Here is a 17,663-nt window from a genome sequence, read left to right as displayed (position 1 = left end):
TATATTGACCTCTCTTCCTACAGGGCATTGCCTGTTACTTTAATCTTGAAGTTTCCGCCGCCAACCGCATCGTCGTTCATAGTCAATCGAACGTAAAACTTCAGTGTGTCTCCTGTGTCGTATGAGTCAGGGTAAAGAAGCTCACTCTCAGGAGAAAACGGTGCATTACTTTGGCTTATTTCAACCTTCTCGGATACAGGGTCAAGGTCTCCTTGAATGGGTGTCAGCTTAATGTTCTTCACAGGATACCCCAAGGTGTTCTCTACAGTAATTTCATAGATCCCTGACTGCTCTCTTGCATAAAGGACTCCAACATTTAGGTGCTTAAGAAGAGTACCGAAGTCGCTCGTGTAGAAGTTGCTTTCCGCGTCTTTAAACATCAATCCGCTGTATCCTAGTACTCCTGTACTCACCCACATGTCTGTATCGCCCGCCGAATCAATCACCTCCACAACAATCGTGTTGGATTGGTTAGTGATGACTTCTTTCTTGGGTAATGTGTACATGATCGACGTTGGAGAAGGGAATGGAATGGAGTGCCCTGATTCTGGAATAACCTGCTTCCCATTCAGTAACACTCTGAATCTTACTTGGTCTCCGTCAGGGTCATTAAAGTCCATGTATAACGTGTTTCCTTTCATGACTACACTGACCTCTGGCTTCTTGTTAAGTTTGGTGATGGTGCTTTGACCGGACACTACGGTAGTGTTGGTCTTAAAGTTATCTTTCACTTCAATCTTAACTTCGTTCGTACCCATGTTTAATTGGTCAGATCTGAACGAACGTCTAACAACAAGCGGGGAGTTGTATCCCGATACTGTCCAATCGTCCAGAGGAACGTCGTTCAATAGAATTCTGTAAGTCATTAAGTCTGTTGGTTCGTCCGTTACTATGGCTTCAAAAACAACGTTCTCTTTGTGGGTAGTGGCACTGGATACGGAAGTCAATATACTAGGTTGGTCATTGGTTACGGTGATAGTAAACACCTTTTTGATTATACCGCCATAGTTATCCTTCAACTCTAAAGTTAGTGTGTTCGCCCCAATGTTCGTGAGAGAGATTGGAATTGTCACGCTATTATTAGTCACTGGAAGTGGTAGTAAAGGTGCAAAGGTATTTAATTCAGTCCCGTTTATTAAGGCACGAAACGTTGCTGAAGTAGAGCCCACCCTCAAGTCACTGGTAATGTCGAACTTTATTGCTATGTCATTTCCGTGAGCCGTAGTAGGGATGGTTGTATTATCCACGTCAAGAGTCGTGAGAAATAATGTCTTGAGTGTATTAGCGTAGTAAAAGTAGTAAGCTATGCCGGGTTGTGTAGGGTTAAGCTGAATACATCCCGCTGCCCCGTTGATTGCAGTTACTCCAAAAGAGCGTAGGTTGGAGTATGTCATCTTGCTTCCTACAAGTGCCCCTGTATTCACATCAAAGCAACCAAGGAGACCATCCGTTTCGTTTGAGCCTGAACCCCAATAAGCTTTGTCTCCCGTAACGTACAGACCGCTCCCTGTATAGCTTGAGTCTAACGAGTAACCACCACCTGCTATGGTGCATGTTCTTACCATAGCCTCTTTCTTGTTGTTTAAGTCCCATTTATAAAGACCATAATCGTTCCTGTTCCAGAACCATACGTACTGCCCGCCATCCCAACCACCACGACCATAACCAGCCATAGATGTGGGGGCGTTGTACTGAACACGGCCAACAACGGCTTGGTCACTCTGTCTAATAGTCCACATAAACAAAAGGCTGTGGCTACTCGACCACCCAACAATGTAGTCCTGGCCATTTTCTGTGAACACGGCATATCCGTAAGGTACAGAATTTCCACTGGCACAAATGTACGAAATATAACCGTCATCGCTGACCCAATTGCGGCTTCTGACATATGAACCGAGAGTACCGTCAGAGTTTTTATTGTAAACATATACAGTGTTCAAGTTTTGGTAAGCAACGTATATGTATTTATCTCCAACCATCACGTCAGCAATGTTCCCCGCAAGTGTTTGGGAAGTCGCCTGACCTGTAAAAACTAAGTCACCAATTGGATATGGCATGAACGTTTCCTCCTTATATAGAAAAAGACTGTCTTAGGAAGACAGTCCGAAATTGACTTCGCCGCCCACGCCTTTTCTGAGTGGTGCTTTGAGTTCTGTAGCAATGCGATTATTCTTCTTAATCAGGAGTACACCGTCCATCTTTTGGTCTGCGACTAGCCAGAAGTTAAGGAGTATTGGCTGACCGAATGGGATTTTACACGTAGCCTTGAACTGGAATGTTACTCCGTCAATTTCAATAACAGACTTATACCCGAAGTTATATTGAGTTATAGTAGTATCAGCAATTGTGCCGCCCCGACCACTTGCAAAATTTACAGTTGATTCAGCATCCTTGTAGGTGATGACATCATTACACTTTCCTGAGTGACCCGTAAGGTTATACTCCTTGTCTCCGTCCTTGTAAATAACTTCTATGCCGATGCCGCCAAGGTTGAATACCCCGTCACTCTCGAAGAAAAACTTGCTACCGTGACCTATGACACCGAATCGAACCAACCTGTCTCGCTGAATATCGTAAAAGCTGTTCTCTTCTTGTGTGTCAAAGTTAAATTCGGATAGGTAAGTACCGTCATCGTACTCACCCACCCATATAAAGTCTTGTCCTACAGGAGAGACCCCGTTGTGCTCATTGAAAATCGAAAACATATTACAATTTCCTCCTTCATTGTATTGAAGTCAATTTATTACGTGTACTGGTAGGATACACGTGTCAGGAATGTTACTAAGCCTGCTGTAGCCGTTGGGGGTACGTTCGCACGAAGAGTGACTTTCGAGAAGTTTGCGGTTGTGTTAGCTGTATTAACGTTACCGTCATTAGCCGGCCCTTTAATTGTTTTCGCAGGAGTGTCGGACTTCGTAGCTCGGATATCTTTCGTAACCGTTCCACCTACAGCCGTGAACGCAGTTTCGGACAGAGAGTCAACTTTAACCTCAATCCAAGTATTGGTAACAAGTTCACCTGTGTTACCGCCCGAACTATCCTTAGTTGTAAGTGTACAGTTCTGCATATCGGACACTGCTGTCGAACCGCCACGGTTATTCCAAATCAGTACCGTAAAGGTAGTGGACAACGAACCTGCGTCAACCGTACCGATATCCCATTGTGTTACTTGCGAAGAGTTATCGGATGTATACCAAGAAACTATTGGTGCTGGCATTGTATTTCCTCCCTATATTGCTTATTTCTCGACTTCGTTCTTGTCAAGCTATAAACAATATAAGTTGAGCAGGTGAAACCTTAACAATTGCTGTGTACACTACTACTTCTATATTGGGCCTTTTATAGTCAAATATCAGTACAAATAAAAAGACCCCGATTAAGGGGTCTAACGACTAGAGAATTTTCTTGTACTTAACAAACAGTACATCAGGAATTCCATCAGTAACCTTCAACGTCTCAGGTGTAAAGTCCACACCACGGACTGCTCCGTTACCGTCTACAAGGTAATCGAAGTTGATGCCAGGTGTCTGTACTTGACCGTTAATGAACAAAAGGACAGTCTTGGGTTTAGCCAGACCGTTTACGAAGACATACTCCGTCTCGCCACCCGCCGCTTCAAACACTTCTTCTTGATCCTCAGTTTCAAGCTTCACCAAGCGGTTGTTCTGAGCTTTAAACTCAGCATCAGCGACAGTCTCGAGGTTAACGATACGCCCCTCAGCCGTGCCGAAGTCTCCCGCTTTAAAGTAACCATTAGCCGAGTCAGCGTCACGGTCAGCAATACCAGTAGTCAGTGTATCAACATCAACCAAACGCTGTGCAAGGTCAGCCAGGACAGCCTGTACATTAGCACCATCGTAGTTAGGGTCAACGACCACACCGACAAGGCTTGCTCCTTTAGTAGCCGCTGTGGATACCAAGTCGTTACGGATAGCTGTATCAGCATCCGTACGTGCTTGAATCTCGTTGGCAATTTGTTGCACAATGTTCGTGGTAAGGTTAGCATTACCATCATTGTCCAGAGTTCCGGATCCGCCGTAAATATCCTTCATCAACTGCTTAAGGTTCATGTAGGCCTTAGCGTCAACAGCATCGGCTACGAGACCGGCCCCGCCGCTAACAATAGCGTCAACAGGGATTACAGACAAGTTAGTACGAGTAATGTACTTGTAGTCAATGGTTACAGCATCCACGAACGTGTAAGGGGCTTCCGCTCCCGCGACCTCACTGAAGAAGTCGAGGTAGAACTCTCCTGCATCCTCACGGACTTTAGCGTAAACTCGATCGCCGTCTTCATCAATGAACGGGAAGTCTTGCGACCCATTCTTACGTATCTCGAGTTCTTTACCGACAACAGTTCCTTCGCTGTTGGAATCTGCTGCTACGACAGTGTTCAGAATGTCAGACGTAATTGTGATGGAGCTCAGACCCGCACCAACTGCAATCGCGTTCTTTTGAACGAATACGTCGATTTTGGTATCTTCAAGGGATTCACGATGAGCATGGAAATCAATATCCAAGTACTTTTCATTGATTTTGTTGGCAACATCGAAGTGGTTGTTACGCATCAACTTGTTGTTCAACTGCTCGCCACGGAATCTAGCAATACCTCTAGTTCCTGCCATATTCTTCACCTCTCTTATTATCATCTAGCGGTGTATTCCTCTACCGCAAATACATTATAAGTAAGTAATCCAACATTTTATTGATAGATGGTAAACCGAGTTACTACCTGAGCCGAACCATTAATTCTATAGTCACACCCTCAATACCTTCGCCCCGTTCGACCACGTTAATGCGGAAATGATCATCCTTGTTGATTCGAGGAACGGATATAGCGTAAGGTCTACTTGACGTTCTACTAGAACGCTCAGTCCCATCCACCACAAGATTGCTATGGAAGATTGTCTCCCACACCGGGGTTGCGCTGTCGTAGCTTTCCTGAGAGCATTTCTCAATCTGGAATGCGGTGTCTGCTACCCCTTCACGTGATGTAGAAGCGTAAACCTCAGTGATATCTCCCTCATACGGGAATCTCATGACTAGCTTGGCTACACCATCGAATACCCGACTCATGACGAACACCATTGTCTTTGATTCTACCCGCCGCTCAATAGAATCGAGACGGTCGTCAAGACTATTGTAGGGAGCATCTCCGTCCTTGTATTGCCTAGCCTTATGTACTTCTTCTTCAAGAGCCAAGAACCTGAGCCCGTCAATGTTGTCATTTCCTTGACGGTATTCAGGCTTCCAAGTACGGATGAGTATTTCATCGCCTGCCTGTAGCTGTACAGTGTGTCCGGCATACGGCGTGTCGCCTTCATACTTGCCCAAGTCCAGACGGATAGTTGTGGGGTCAATCTCTTCGTAGCCGCCGCCTTCCAGCAAGTGCACCCCGTTAAAATACACATCTAATTGCTTCGTGCCCATACGATATTCATGGTCAAGGTAAAGGAACAGCCCGCGCTCTAACGCGAGGTACTGCTCGTCTACGATGATTTCTTGCTCGTCCCAATACTGAAACTCGCCGCCACCATAGCGGCGCAGGGTCATCTTAGTTCCTGCCATTTACGCTCACCTCCTTACGTATGGTTAATGTCCAGAATAAAGTGCAGAGGTTTAATCTGGAAGCGGTCTTCCATCTTCTCGACTTTCATCCAGAACTTTCGTTCCCCAAGAGGTGGCAAACTACCCATGTCCAGAAGCTTCGAGAAATCCCCTGTCGGCATATCTGCTCCATCATCTTCGCAAATATCTGCCCACTCGTATCCAAACGTCTCCATGTACTTTAGGATGCCAAGGGATATCGTATTTGCAGGTTTCTCCTTGGAAGGGTTCTGAAGTACCATCTGAACAAGAATCTGATTGTCGTACATCGTTCCAAGATACGTGTCAGTCTCCTTATTAAGTTCCCTGCCGTTCCAGGCGACCTTCAGTTCAGTGCCGAATAGGAAAATGTCCCCACCGTAGATGTCAAATGCGCCAAGACTCGATAGGAGTGTTCCTTCCGTATCGTAAACCCTGATCATCCCGTTATAAGGCATCAAGGGAAGTTCAATCTCACAACCTGTCCAGCTGGGCTCGACCACGGCCGAAGCCACCGAATATCCATCAGGGTCACACAGATAAACCGAGTATCCCATGGGTAGATTACCTATCGTTATTTTGTCGCTCTTACAAACAACCATTCTATCGAGGTTCAGGGTATCGAAGTTCGTCTCTGCACGGTGCTTTAGGATCACACCCATCTTCTCAGCAACCATGGGAGCAGTATCGAATATCTCCCAACCACTACCACGATTGGCGTAAAACGTCCATTTGTTACCTCTCTTAAGTGCCCGCCAACGACTATACTCTCTTGTGGTTGTGTCCTTGCTTTCAAGGAACTCCAACCGATGATACCCGTCCTGCCAAATAATAATACCGCCTTCATCTAGCAACTCTGTCGGCACGTAGTCTGCGGTCACTTCCATTAGAAGGGTCTGTTCTTCAGGGACATCAAACATGATCGAAGTACCGCTTTCAGTGTGCGGCATGATGACCTGTCCTAAAGCATTGTCGATTGAAACAGCATCACTAGGTGAAAGGGTATAGCGGGAATGAATACTCCCGCTATCGAACCTGTCATCGAAGATTAAGCCACTCGACTTCTTATAGATTCCCAATTATTATCACCTACCTTGTTTTCTTCCAGTTCCAAATGCTCCAAGAAGCGATCTTACCGATGATGAGCCAGATTCGAGGTTTCTTCGGTTCTTCAGGTGTCTTGATCATGCCGCCCTCAGACTTCTCGATGGTCGTCTCGATGACACGCTTAGGGCGTTCTGCTTCGTCTGCTTGGTCAATATCAACTTCGAGAACTCGCTTAGGTCTGTCGGCTTTCTCTGCTTGCTCAATGCCCACCTCAATCGCCTTAGTAGGTCGAGCGGCTTCTTCCGGTTCGCTGATATGCGTCTCGATAGGTTCACGGTTATTCGTTACTTCGGAGTTATCTTGAATGTCGGTCTCAAGTTGTAACCTCTTCCGTGTTCCTGATTCCAATTGTTCAATGACCGCAAGGTCTTGGTGCGGACTATATTCAGCGAGTTCTCCTGCTTGAATCAGTGCATCCGTTTCCTTGTCGCTTACAGCTTCCTCAGAATTATGTACGACTGCTTCAGCATGGGCTGTTGTTGTCGCTACCTCCATTTCCGAGATAGTTCCGACTTTACTGCTATCATCAATATAAGCAGATTCATTCTCGTGAATAATGCTGATTGTCGAGCCATCATGGAATTCGGCTGTTTCTCCTTGATGAACGACAGCATCTTCAGAACTAGAGAACGTTGCTCCTTCAATGCCCGCCACAATTGCGTCATTCGTCTCGCTGTGTGTAGCCCCCTCTATCTTGGACACCACTGCTTCATATCCCTTGTCTGTGAACGTTGCCATAACTTCTTCGCCAAGAACTGTCTCCTTCGCGACATCGCTCTGCCAGGCACTCTCCAACTCCTGAATAGACGTAGGTGAGTTCCCATCACTAATTCGAGCGCCTTCGATTTCACGGATCACTACATCTCTATCTGTTCGCAGTTCTCCCAGACTAATACCTTGCCGCACACCGTCCACGCTTGTATTATTAAAGGCAGTCTCCGGTTTGTGCTCATACCCAACATGTTTGCTATTGGACTGTACCGCCATCTCTATGTTCTGCATAATGCCGTCAGCATGGGTTGCTTCTTGAGCAGCCGTTTCCGGTCTTATTACTATACCTTCGTACTCCAGGCCTGCCGAGCCTGTTTCAAGTCTTGCGCTCACACCTTCAGTAACGGAGTCCGACAGTGCAGTCTCAAGCCTTGTCCTTACGCCTTCAGCCATTGGGTCCGATAACGCTGTCTCGAGCCTTGTCCCTGCGCCTTCAGCCATAGGGTCCGATAACGCGGTTTCGTGGAATTGGATTACACCATTTCTTGTAATGTCGGGTTCTGCAGCTGTGAGTGCTGTCGGTTTAATCCCTTCACCAAAGCTCTTCTGCTCTCCTGTGTCCAGCTTTTGAATAATCCCGATGTGCTTGTTGGCTTCGGCGATTGCCTTACTGATTTCAGTAATGTCTCCGGTCCGGTTAAGATCAAGTAAAGAAGCACTTAACATTTCCTGCGGTATAGTACCTTGCGGTTCTAAGACATATCGACCGGTCGTCGGAGATTCTACAAGCAAATCTGCACCCTTGTTGTGTTCGGCCTGAACTTCGTTTTGATTGGAAGCGATGACCGTCACTCCTGATCCCGCCTGTTTCATCTTCTCTATTACCGTCTGCGTGATAGCAGGAAAATCGGCTCGAGTAAAGCCTTGAGTAATACTATCTTGGATGATGCTTCCCATTCCTGCTTCAATGAAATCAGCAGCCTTCGAGCCGTACATGATTTCCATGAGCCGTACAGCCTTCAAAATTTCAGGGGATTCTGCAATCGCTCCATGAATCTGCTCGAACGTATATAGGGACTCCAATTCGGCTTGCACACGCTCTGTCATACCGGCTTCCGTCCACTCTTCTACTCCAGCTTCCTTCATGTCGCTCGTTTTAGTAGAATCCATGAATCTATCAACCAGTGAGTTACCGTCTACATACACTTCTGCGTCATGGATAAGCTGGATAACTGCATCTCCGCTCACGTAAGTAACATGTGTAAAATCGTCAACGTGAATGTCAGCTCTATATTCCTGTATGGCGAGTCCTTGGGAAAACAGTTCAAGATAACCGGCATTGTCTCCAATAGCACTGGAAGCGTCTGTAAAACGTCCTGCTTTGTTCGTGTCAGAAGTATATTCTGCAACTGTAAGAGAGTTCTCAGTAGCATTCTTGATGCTATCTGCGCCTGATAAGGAGGAAATAGCGATATGCTTATCGTAATAGTACGATTGTTCTAATTTTTCAATGCCCGCCAAGTACTCCATCTCAACCTTAACGCTTTCCATTTCAAGGGGAAGCCCACCCTCATATCTTGTGTCAGCCGTCAAAGTCTGTTCAATCAGGAGCATCGAGTTAGCCCAACTATCGGCTTTCGTTAATGTCTCAATTTTGCTCTCCTGCCTTGTATCATAAGTCAAAAACTCCTGCATATCGGCTGAAACACTTGTGTCCACAGGCTGTGTAGATTCGATTCTAGCTTCCTTTAGAAAAGAGGTGAACATAGATAAGGATTCAAAGTTTTGACCATTTTCGTAGGTAACAGCGGCAGTCTGCTCGTCCGTCTGTACGTGGGCGTAAATCAAGGTCTCATACATCAAACTATCTTGCATTTCGGCATGCTGTATATTCTCACCCTGTGCCATGACACCTTTCACCTGACCATCGTAAATCGGTTGAATCAACTCGCCCTTCGCTTCGCTTTGCTGGCTTGCTTGCATGACCACATCCGTCTGGATGAACTCCTGAGCATCAGCATTCTGATAAGTATGAACCTCAGTAAAAGTCTCAAGGTCAGCATCCTTATGTGTATATACCAACACAAACTTGCTCAGTAGAGCAGGTTCGCTATGAAGGGTTTCTGCCAGCATGTACTCATGTATCTCAGCTTCACCGCCATATGTATCGGCTAATGTGGTAAGCGTAAGTTCAGCTTCATTCTGCTTCTCAGCATAAACTGGTGCCCCGGTCTGAGCGTCAGATACCATACCCGAACGTCCCATCTCTGTGCGGGAAACGAAAGCATCTTCCGTGACTTCCTTCCGGCTCGCTTTCTCCCTGTGCCCGAGAGAACCCTCTAGCTGAGGATCCGCAAGCACATCGTCTTCCAACGAAGATTTTTTTACAGCAATCTCTGCCAGTTCGTAACCTTGCTCACTTCCCTCACTTACGAGGACTGCGTACTCTAAAGGGGAGGTCTCCCCCATTGCCCTGTAAAACCCTAACTCACTTGTCTCTGTACGAGACAACTCACCCACCAAGTTGATGTTAGGGTCATGCGTTGCTATGCTGGATAAAGCAATCTCTCCATCTAAAATACTGCGGACGATGTTGGATAGGATTGCCCGTCCTTCTTCAACATTCAACCGAACACCATTCTCTGCCGATTCCATACCACCCATGTGTGTGTCATACGATGTACCCGATATAGCGGATTCAAGTACGTGAACGATGCTCTGTTTATTAGACAGAGAAATGGAAACCCTGTTCCCTTCTTCTACGGAGACCTTAACATCATAAAGATCACCGGAAGACATTTCATCAAGAAGTGAAAATTGATCTATGCGACTACCTTCACTCACTGCCGCACCTTCAGCATCAAATACCTGCTCTAGCCTACGTACGCACTGTTGTTCTTCTGTTGTTACATCCGTTACTGTTTCGCCGTTAAAATACTTATGGATGCCCGACAGGTACGATACAATAGAAGCAACTACAGTCTCGACCTCAAAACCGTCATATGGAGTGACGTACTCAGCACTTCCTAGCCGCCCAAATAACCCGGTAGCCGAGTGAGGTACTTTATTTGCGCTCTTCATGGTATCTTCAATCAGTGTTCGATAGGTACTGTTAACGGGAGCGGTCAGGTGATATTGATTGCTAGCTTGGATAATCTGCTCAAACCCAATTGTCAGTTCATAGCCCTTTTTAGAAAAAAGGGCGGTGAAGCTGATTAGGTAAGATTTCTTACCGTTCATCATTCACCGCCAACCTCCCTTGCTATTTATTACGAGTTCTTCTTCAACGTCTCTTTCAGGATGCCAAGACCGATTGGAGCAAACGGCGACATGTTAGCCAGTGTGAACGGGCTGACAGGTGTGTCTGCTAACGTGTAACGGTAAAGTTGCTTGTACTCGTAAGTAGCAAGGACTTCCGATTCAGCCGCAGGTGCTTTTCCCTCAAGGAAGTTGATTGTCTTCGTCTCGATATCAACCGTGTAGTCTGTGCCGAGCACTTGGTCTACACAATCCACCTGAACTTCCAACATAAACGGAGTTCCGTCATCCTTCAGAGAAGGTGAGTGCGCCATATGGAATACTTTGTTAAAACCAGTACCCTTGCCTACTTCCTCATGGTCGGATGTCTCCACGACCTCAAGTTCATCGAGTTGGGAAATGTTCTTAGGGTGTACGGCGTAACATTCGTCCAACTTGCCTACAAAACCATCATTCGGGTGAACGATGTACATCGGAGAAATATGATATTTCCCACTATAAACCGATGGATTAAAGCGTGATTCGCCCGCATCAACGTTTTTATCGTGCGTTATGAATGCGAGGTAATGCTGTTGGTAATAAGTACCACCAATGGACTGCTGAAGCTGTACCCCGCGGTTTCCGTTGGATGTGTTATTACCGTAGTCCACATAAACTGCACCTAACTTCATATCCTTCTTCCAAACAACTTCATCGGCTTCCCGGCAACCGGAGATAATGACGTTGTTCTTACGAGGAGACTTACCCAGAGTCGTTAGTCTCCCGATGTACAACGGAGCGAAGTAAGTATTCTCAGCGCCCGGAGTAGGATCTGGACGGAAAAACATTACGATTCGGTCTTTGGTCACATTCCCCCAATAGTACATCGTACTATCACGTTGCCATCCTCTATCAAAGTTCTGCAATGGAGTGAATGACAATGCCGTCGGTAGAGATGGGTAGATGTAGTAAATGGAAGAGTAAACAGCGTTCATAAGATCATTCGGTTTATCGGGGTCAAAGTTCTTGACTGTGATATCACCGTAATTCAGCGTTTCGTTTCCAGTGGCATTCAGAATTCTGATGTAGGATGCATGTAATTCTGCGCCTGCGTCTGGTGCTTTGCCAACGAACGTTACACTATTATTGCTGTAGTCAACAGTGTATAAATTTGCGTCCTGTTCTACCTGATTCACATAAACCCTTACAGTGTCCGCTTTAATCGTCGCGACTGTTGGAATTTGGAATAACTTACGAGTCCCATCACCATCCGGTAAAATGGATTCAGGGTCACCAACTACTACAGAACCGCTAACGCCTTGTACGATTCGTTCGCCCCGCACATCATCAAATGTGAAGAAGTACATACGCTTCACTGGCTGAGGTGCGATTGGAGATGGGGAATAGTTTGCAGTAATCGCGTCAGTAGACAACGGTGCGGACGTGAATGTGATGATACCGTTCATTTCATCCAGAACGTAGTCAGTCGAAGCAACCGCGTTACCGTTCTTATAGACAATTACGGAATCTTTGAGTACAGGGAACACTTGAAAGTGGAACTTCGTGTTTAATGTCTCGTTTACAAGCAACGCACCAAGGACGGAGTTCTGTGAAATAAATTCTTGCTCACCCAAGGTTGGCTTGTTTTTTTTGCCGTATCCGTAAACCATGCCGAAGTTCCGCATTTGGTTGTCCGAGCCGAGAGACCGGAACAAGCGAACTTCTGCGAATTTCTGACCGTCCTGAGATACGGAGCGGTACTTAATGAATGTATCCCATCCCTTGGAGTTAAACATGGCTTCAAGGTCTTTAGGGAATAACTGAATCGTGGAATCTCCATCAAACCAACTCACGATAAATCACCTCTCGTTTTGAATTCCCCCGTCATTTATTCTAATTAAAAAGATGATTTTAATAGGATTAATGACAGGGGTATATTGTTATGGGGTTGTAGGCTGTGTCGGTGCAGGTGTCGGAGTGACCTCTACGCCTTCGTCATCTACCGTATTTAAGTACAAGCCGATACCTGCTGGACGATACTGAGTTCCCGGTTTACTTGTCAGTGGGGATACACCCTCAACCAGGAAATAACGGAATACATCGAATTCGTCAGGGCAATGCTCCTTCTTCACACGCAGTTTGTTTGCATTAAAGGACAGCGCCGAAAATGCGATGGTGTCTTTCAACGCTCCCCTTACCCCTTCTTCTGGATGAACCACGTATAGCTTGGAAGTGTGAACTTTACCGCTATATCGAGAAGGATTAAAGGAATACTTGTAAAGAGGATTCTCAGCGTTGTTCCAAGCCCGCGGGTAGTCTCGCTTACCATCCTGCGAAGTACGCATTGGAGGGATGGCGTTGGCTGGAGCGTTCCAGGACAGGTAGTATGCCTGATATCGAGCACCGAGTTTACCACGGCTGACCATAACGTTATCCAATCCGTTCGCAGGATTCTTAGGGTACGATTTCATCAGCGGCATGATGTTTGGTTGTCTCTTCGTTGTATCATCGAAGTCGTACTCAGCAATGGCCGTCAGCCCCGCTGAGCCTGTCTGTGTCACGATTGGTACACTACCTGCGAACATGGCGTAGGCATCATCACCTTCTTCAATGGCATCCAGCTTACCGAAGTAGAGAGGAATGATTGGAACAAGGTTTCCTTCCGGTGCAGGTACGTTGTCACATTGGATAATGAAAAACAGGCTATCTCCGTTCAAGTGACCTTTAATAGAGATTTCCGAGTCAGCCCACCAGTTGGTATTTTGGATCGCATAGTTGATACTGTCGTCGTGGTAGTTTTCTAAAAGGTTGGTACGAAGACCAGCTTGCATGATGGGAGACTGCATCCGACTACCTTCAGCTTTAGATACAGTGAAGGTAGGCATCGTTCCTGTGCCTGTGGCTACCCAACCTGCCGATTCTACTTCGATATCCAGAGCCGCCCTTTTCAGGTCACCTGTGTTAATCCAAGGCAGTGTTATATCAGAGTAGTTAGGCATAAGCCCCGCTAACTTCTCCACCATGTAGAAGTACAGAGTCTGAGGGGAACGATACTTACGGAACTCGTTTGTAGCCCATTCCGAGAACACCGCAAGTGTTGCAGGAGCCGGAGCTACGGAATCAGGTGATTTGTTTAACTTCCGAAGTTGACCAAGGTTCTGACTCCATGTACCAAGAACAGCTACGCCAAACATCTTACCCGCGGTGTTCTTGTAAATGAAGTGCTCTGCCACGTAGATCGCAATGTCGGCCGAATTTGGACCGGTGTACGTGCTCCGCATAATTCCTGCGTCAAAAACTACTTTCTTAAAATTGGCGACTGTCTCCCAACCTTGAGTAGCAAGTAGGTCTCCCAACCGAGGTTGAATATCCTGTTCCGTTACCTTTGGGGTAAACGATGCAGGAGTTGTGTCGATAAATGGCATTTAAATAGCACCCCTTTGCTTATTAGCTTAAGCTTTATATGGCAAGCCCTGCTGTTACACAGGGCAGTTTACCAAGTATTCCCATGACGAACCTGACCCTGAACTGGAGGACATGACCACCTTTATTTGCGTTACGCCGCCAACAGGACTGTACTGGAATTGAAGCGAACCTCCGTTAGATACTTCCCCGTTGGTGCTGGCAAGCAACTGGTTCTGATAGTAAACATCCATACGGTCAGCTACCCCATACATGTTGTAGGTGATAACGACCCGTCCAGATGAGTTGCCCATCTCATGCAGTTTCTCCGTATAAGCCCCGCCGCCGGAATCGTTCACCCTACCGCACTGCAATGTATTAGCCGGTGGTGGCGGTGGCGGTGGTGGCGGCACGTATTTGGCAGTTACCGTTATGGTTGCCGTAGCCGTTGCCTGCTGACCTACCTCATTCCACACGGTAAGCTTGACCGTATACATGCCGACATTGTTGAACGTAAACGTTGCATTATCGACTGTATACAAGCCCTTTTTCACATCACTCGCCACTTCCCACTTGTAATTCGTAATCGGGGAATGCTTGCTGTACAGCGATGTGAACCTGATTGCCGTGTCCTGTTCTATGCTTGAGTAAGCAGGGTCGATAGACAGGATCAGAGCTGGGGGTTCAGGCGGTGCAGGAGGAATCTCAGGGAGAGTGTACCCCGCCTTCAGGATGCCGAGAGCGGCAGGTCTGTATGGCGTTGCAGGTCTCTTTGTCAGTGGGGAGATTCCTTCGACCAAATAGTAAGAGTAAACCTCATACCTGTTCTCGTCGTCACAGTAATCTCTCACAGCCTTTAACTCGTCACCATTCATTATAGTTAGGGGAGAAGTTAAAATAACATTTCGCAGTGTTCCGAACGTACCATCTTCAGGATGAACCAGAAGTGCACGGGATGAATGGGCTTTCCCGCTGTATCTTGACGGACTGAACTGATACTTGTACTGCTCGTTTATGTAATCTTTCCAAGCCCTTGGGTGTTTATGGTTGTCAGCATTTTCTCTTAGCGGTGGCATAGAATTAGAAGGCACATTCCAAGACAGGTAATGCGCCTGATACCTTGCGCCGAACTTATTTCGCTTGACCATAATGGAGTCAATACCGTTACTTGGGAAGTGCGGATACTCCTTCATAACAGGAAGCAAAATCTCTTGCTTGATGCTGGCATCGTCATAATTGAACTTACCGGACTGCTTGAGAGCGGCTTCTGAGGTAGCTCCATCCTTGTTGTATCCCGTCCCTGAGAATAAGGCAGACGGTGCGCCTTCAGCGTTTCGATTGGTCTCGATATGGATCTCAAGGAACATCCGGCCGGATACCGGCGTATAACCACTCACTCCATCTCCACTCACTGCTTCAATGGTTACAGAGGACATGCCCTCGATTCCCGTAATATCGAACTGCCCCATCAACTCAGCATCGTTCTTGTTACTTGTCGGCTCTACCGCTCCGATCGTATTGAACTTCCCTATCTCCTGTCCTGCAATGGTCAGCGTGACAGCTTCGTCAGGCATGTCGCCGTCCGTGTCACCCATTAGCCATACCTTTACATACGAACCTGCATTGACCATCGGCTTACCTGAGATAATTGTGGAAGTCTTCGTTTGCTTCCGGTAGAAGTCGAACGTGATATCCCGATTAATAACCTCTTCTGTCAAACCGCTCACATCAAAGTCTCCCATGTAAAGAGGAATCGCAGGTACGGCGTTGTCATCCCACACCGGAGCAGTGTCCGCAACAATAATCAGCATGAGCGACTTACCGTCTACAAATCCTTTGACGAACACCTTACTATCGTCCCACCAGTTCGTAAATTTCACGTCAACGAAAGCAATCTTTTCCGTGTGCTCAAGCTGAGGAATTCTTGTACGGGACGTGACTATGGGTGACTGGTACATCTGCGGGAAGGAATCCGTAATTCTTGACTGAAGCGCGTTTGTATTGTTGTCCAGACCCCACATGCTTGTCTGTACCTCAACATCCAAAGCCACCCGTTTCAATTCATTGACATTCTCCCACCCAACCAGCATCTTCCCGTTTCCAATCCACTTCTCAAGCTGATAAAAGTAAAGCGTGTGTCGCTCAAAGAGCGCATCTTCGTTAGCCTTCTGAATAGCCCAAGAGAATACGCCGCTGTCCTGCGGTGTCAACTGAGTCCCGTAATCGGCATTCTTGTCATAGATTGCGAAGGGTACTTTACAGCCCGTCCGTCCAATCTGCTCATTAATGTGAGCCAGCATCGCCATGCCGAACAAGTTTCCTGATATATTTCTGACGACGATATGCTTGGTCACATAGAAGTCGAAGATGTCCGCTGAGCCGACCGTACTGTAGTAGATCGCTACCTGACCGGATACCCCGGCTTCAAAGGTAATCGTGGTAGTTTCGTCCGTGTTCTTGACCGCTGTATAATAGGATGTTGGAGCAATCTCCCCATCAAGGAAGATGTAGTAATCATCGTTCAGTATCTTCGGCAAATCTATTACAGGGTTAGCCAACGGAAGGTAGAAACGCTTGATTGTTGGCTTGGTCAGCTTGTTGGAGTAGGCTACCTTAGTAAACTCTGCTACCTTTGTCCAGCCGTTGGTTGTCATGATTCCAGCAAGCCCTTCCAGCAGGAACTCTTCGTTGATGGTCGTGTCGAGCCACGGCGTTGGCTGGTATGACGTATCTGCCATTTCATCACCTCCTTTCTATTTGAGAGTTTGGTAGTTAGCCCATACCACTTTAGGCTTGCCGCCCTCATTGAAGAACTCAAAATGAAATTGCGTTCCCTGCTTACACGGGATAATCGCCGTCAGGTACATACCCTCCGGTAAATCCTTTGTGTAAATGTTCTTACACACCAGCCGTTCCCCTACGTACAAGTTCCAATAGTCCCTTGCTTCATAATTGGATACGCCGACTGCAACGGAAAGCAACTCACAATCTTCTTGTATGGTCAGCTTGTGTTCAATCTTGCCCGCCATTTGGGACTCTATCATAATTCCTTCAATGTACGGGTTCGTTTTGGTAGGCATAAAAGGAGGGTCGAGTCTACCGCCTACCAAATAACTTGCAAAATTTGCTCCGCTAGACATTCACTACACCGCCTTAATATATTCGAGTTCCAGATTTTTAAATAATCCGTTCTCTCTAATAATAGTCGCTCTGACCGTGCTGAAAGATGCGATATCCGTTTCCTCTTCTAATTCCTCATTGACTAAGGAAGGATATGTAATCTCTATCAGAAAACCTTCCACGATTAAATTCTCATCCCGTTCAAGGGTCAGAACTTCGATTACACCATTATCGTATGTATATACCACAGAGGTTACGAGAGCAGAATAACCTGCCGATTCTCTGCGGGCTTCCACGTTAATTACATTCGGTTCTACAAGTGCGTCCATGACAGTTAAATCATCGCCGCCAGTGTACAGACCGGATTTCTTCATCTCCCTACGAATTAAATCGAGTATGGGGTAGATTTCATTCGAGTTTACAAAGTTTCTAGTGTCCATAGCATACACCTCACCTTCCATAGCATTATAAGAAAAAGCAGGGAACAATTAGCGCCTTAA

The 17,663-nt window shown here is 46.6% G+C and carries 12 protein-coding genes; all 12 read right to left on the bottom strand.

Translation table 11 applies throughout. From position 1 onward, the window contains the following. Window positions 1-17: 17 nt before the first annotated feature. Entirely contained in the window at window positions 18-2,057 is a 2,040-nt protein-coding gene (locus tag ACUTVW_RS06540) for a hypothetical protein (protein WP_445645054.1), read from the bottom strand. 33 nt (window positions 2,058-2,090) lie between these two features. Further along, window positions 2,091-2,705: a hypothetical protein gene (locus ACUTVW_RS06535; protein WP_445645053.1), complete on the bottom strand. Its 615-nt coding sequence runs from the start codon at window positions 2,703-2,705 to the stop codon at window positions 2,091-2,093. A gap of 38 nt (window positions 2,706-2,743) precedes the next feature. Next, window positions 2,744-3,217: a hypothetical protein gene (locus tag ACUTVW_RS06530; RefSeq protein WP_445645052.1), complete on the bottom strand. Its 474-nt coding sequence runs from the start codon at window positions 3,215-3,217 to the stop codon at window positions 2,744-2,746. A 175-nt stretch (window positions 3,218-3,392) separates the two neighbouring features. Then, the gene (locus tag ACUTVW_RS06525; RefSeq protein ID WP_445645051.1) at window positions 3,393-4,625 is read right to left on the bottom strand and encodes a hypothetical protein; all 1,233 of its coding nucleotides are present in this window, start codon (window positions 4,623-4,625) and stop codon (window positions 3,393-3,395) included. 103 nt (window positions 4,626-4,728) lie between these two features. Continuing rightward, a complete protein-coding gene (locus ACUTVW_RS06520; protein WP_445645050.1) occupies window positions 4,729-5,568 on the bottom strand; it encodes a hypothetical protein in 840 nt (279 codons plus the stop codon). A gap of 14 nt (window positions 5,569-5,582) precedes the next feature. Beyond that, entirely contained in the window at window positions 5,583-6,665 is a 1,083-nt protein-coding gene (locus ACUTVW_RS06515) for a cell adhesion protein (RefSeq protein ID WP_445645049.1), read from the bottom strand. Between the two features lie 10 nt (window positions 6,666-6,675). Further along, window positions 6,676-10,647, bottom strand: coding sequence for a hypothetical protein (locus ACUTVW_RS06510; RefSeq protein ID WP_445645048.1), 3,972 nt, complete (start codon window positions 10,645-10,647; stop codon window positions 6,676-6,678). 26 nt (window positions 10,648-10,673) lie between these two features. Beyond that, a complete protein-coding gene (locus ACUTVW_RS06505) occupies window positions 10,674-12,494 on the bottom strand; it encodes a hypothetical protein (protein WP_445645047.1) in 1,821 nt (606 codons plus the stop codon). An 87-nt stretch (window positions 12,495-12,581) separates the two neighbouring features. Continuing rightward, a complete protein-coding gene (locus ACUTVW_RS06500; RefSeq protein ID WP_445645046.1) occupies window positions 12,582-14,066 on the bottom strand; it encodes a hypothetical protein in 1,485 nt (494 codons plus the stop codon). Between the two features lie 54 nt (window positions 14,067-14,120). After that, window positions 14,121-16,781: a PKD domain-containing protein gene (locus tag ACUTVW_RS06495; protein WP_445645045.1), complete on the bottom strand. Its 2,661-nt coding sequence runs from the start codon at window positions 16,779-16,781 to the stop codon at window positions 14,121-14,123. A gap of 15 nt (window positions 16,782-16,796) precedes the next feature. Next, the gene (locus ACUTVW_RS06490; protein ID WP_445645044.1) at window positions 16,797-17,183 is read right to left on the bottom strand and encodes a Low copy number virion structural protein; all 387 of its coding nucleotides are present in this window, start codon (window positions 17,181-17,183) and stop codon (window positions 16,797-16,799) included. Between the two features lie 3 nt (window positions 17,184-17,186). Beyond that, window positions 17,187-17,603 (bottom strand): hypothetical protein, encoded by a 417-nt coding sequence (locus ACUTVW_RS06485; protein ID WP_445645043.1) that lies wholly within the window; start codon window positions 17,601-17,603, stop codon window positions 17,187-17,189. Window positions 17,604-17,663 lie beyond the last annotated feature (60 nt).

The organism is Paenibacillus sp. TSA_86.1 (assembly GCF_052691815.1).
This window is presented reverse-complemented; position numbering and strand designations above follow the sequence as displayed.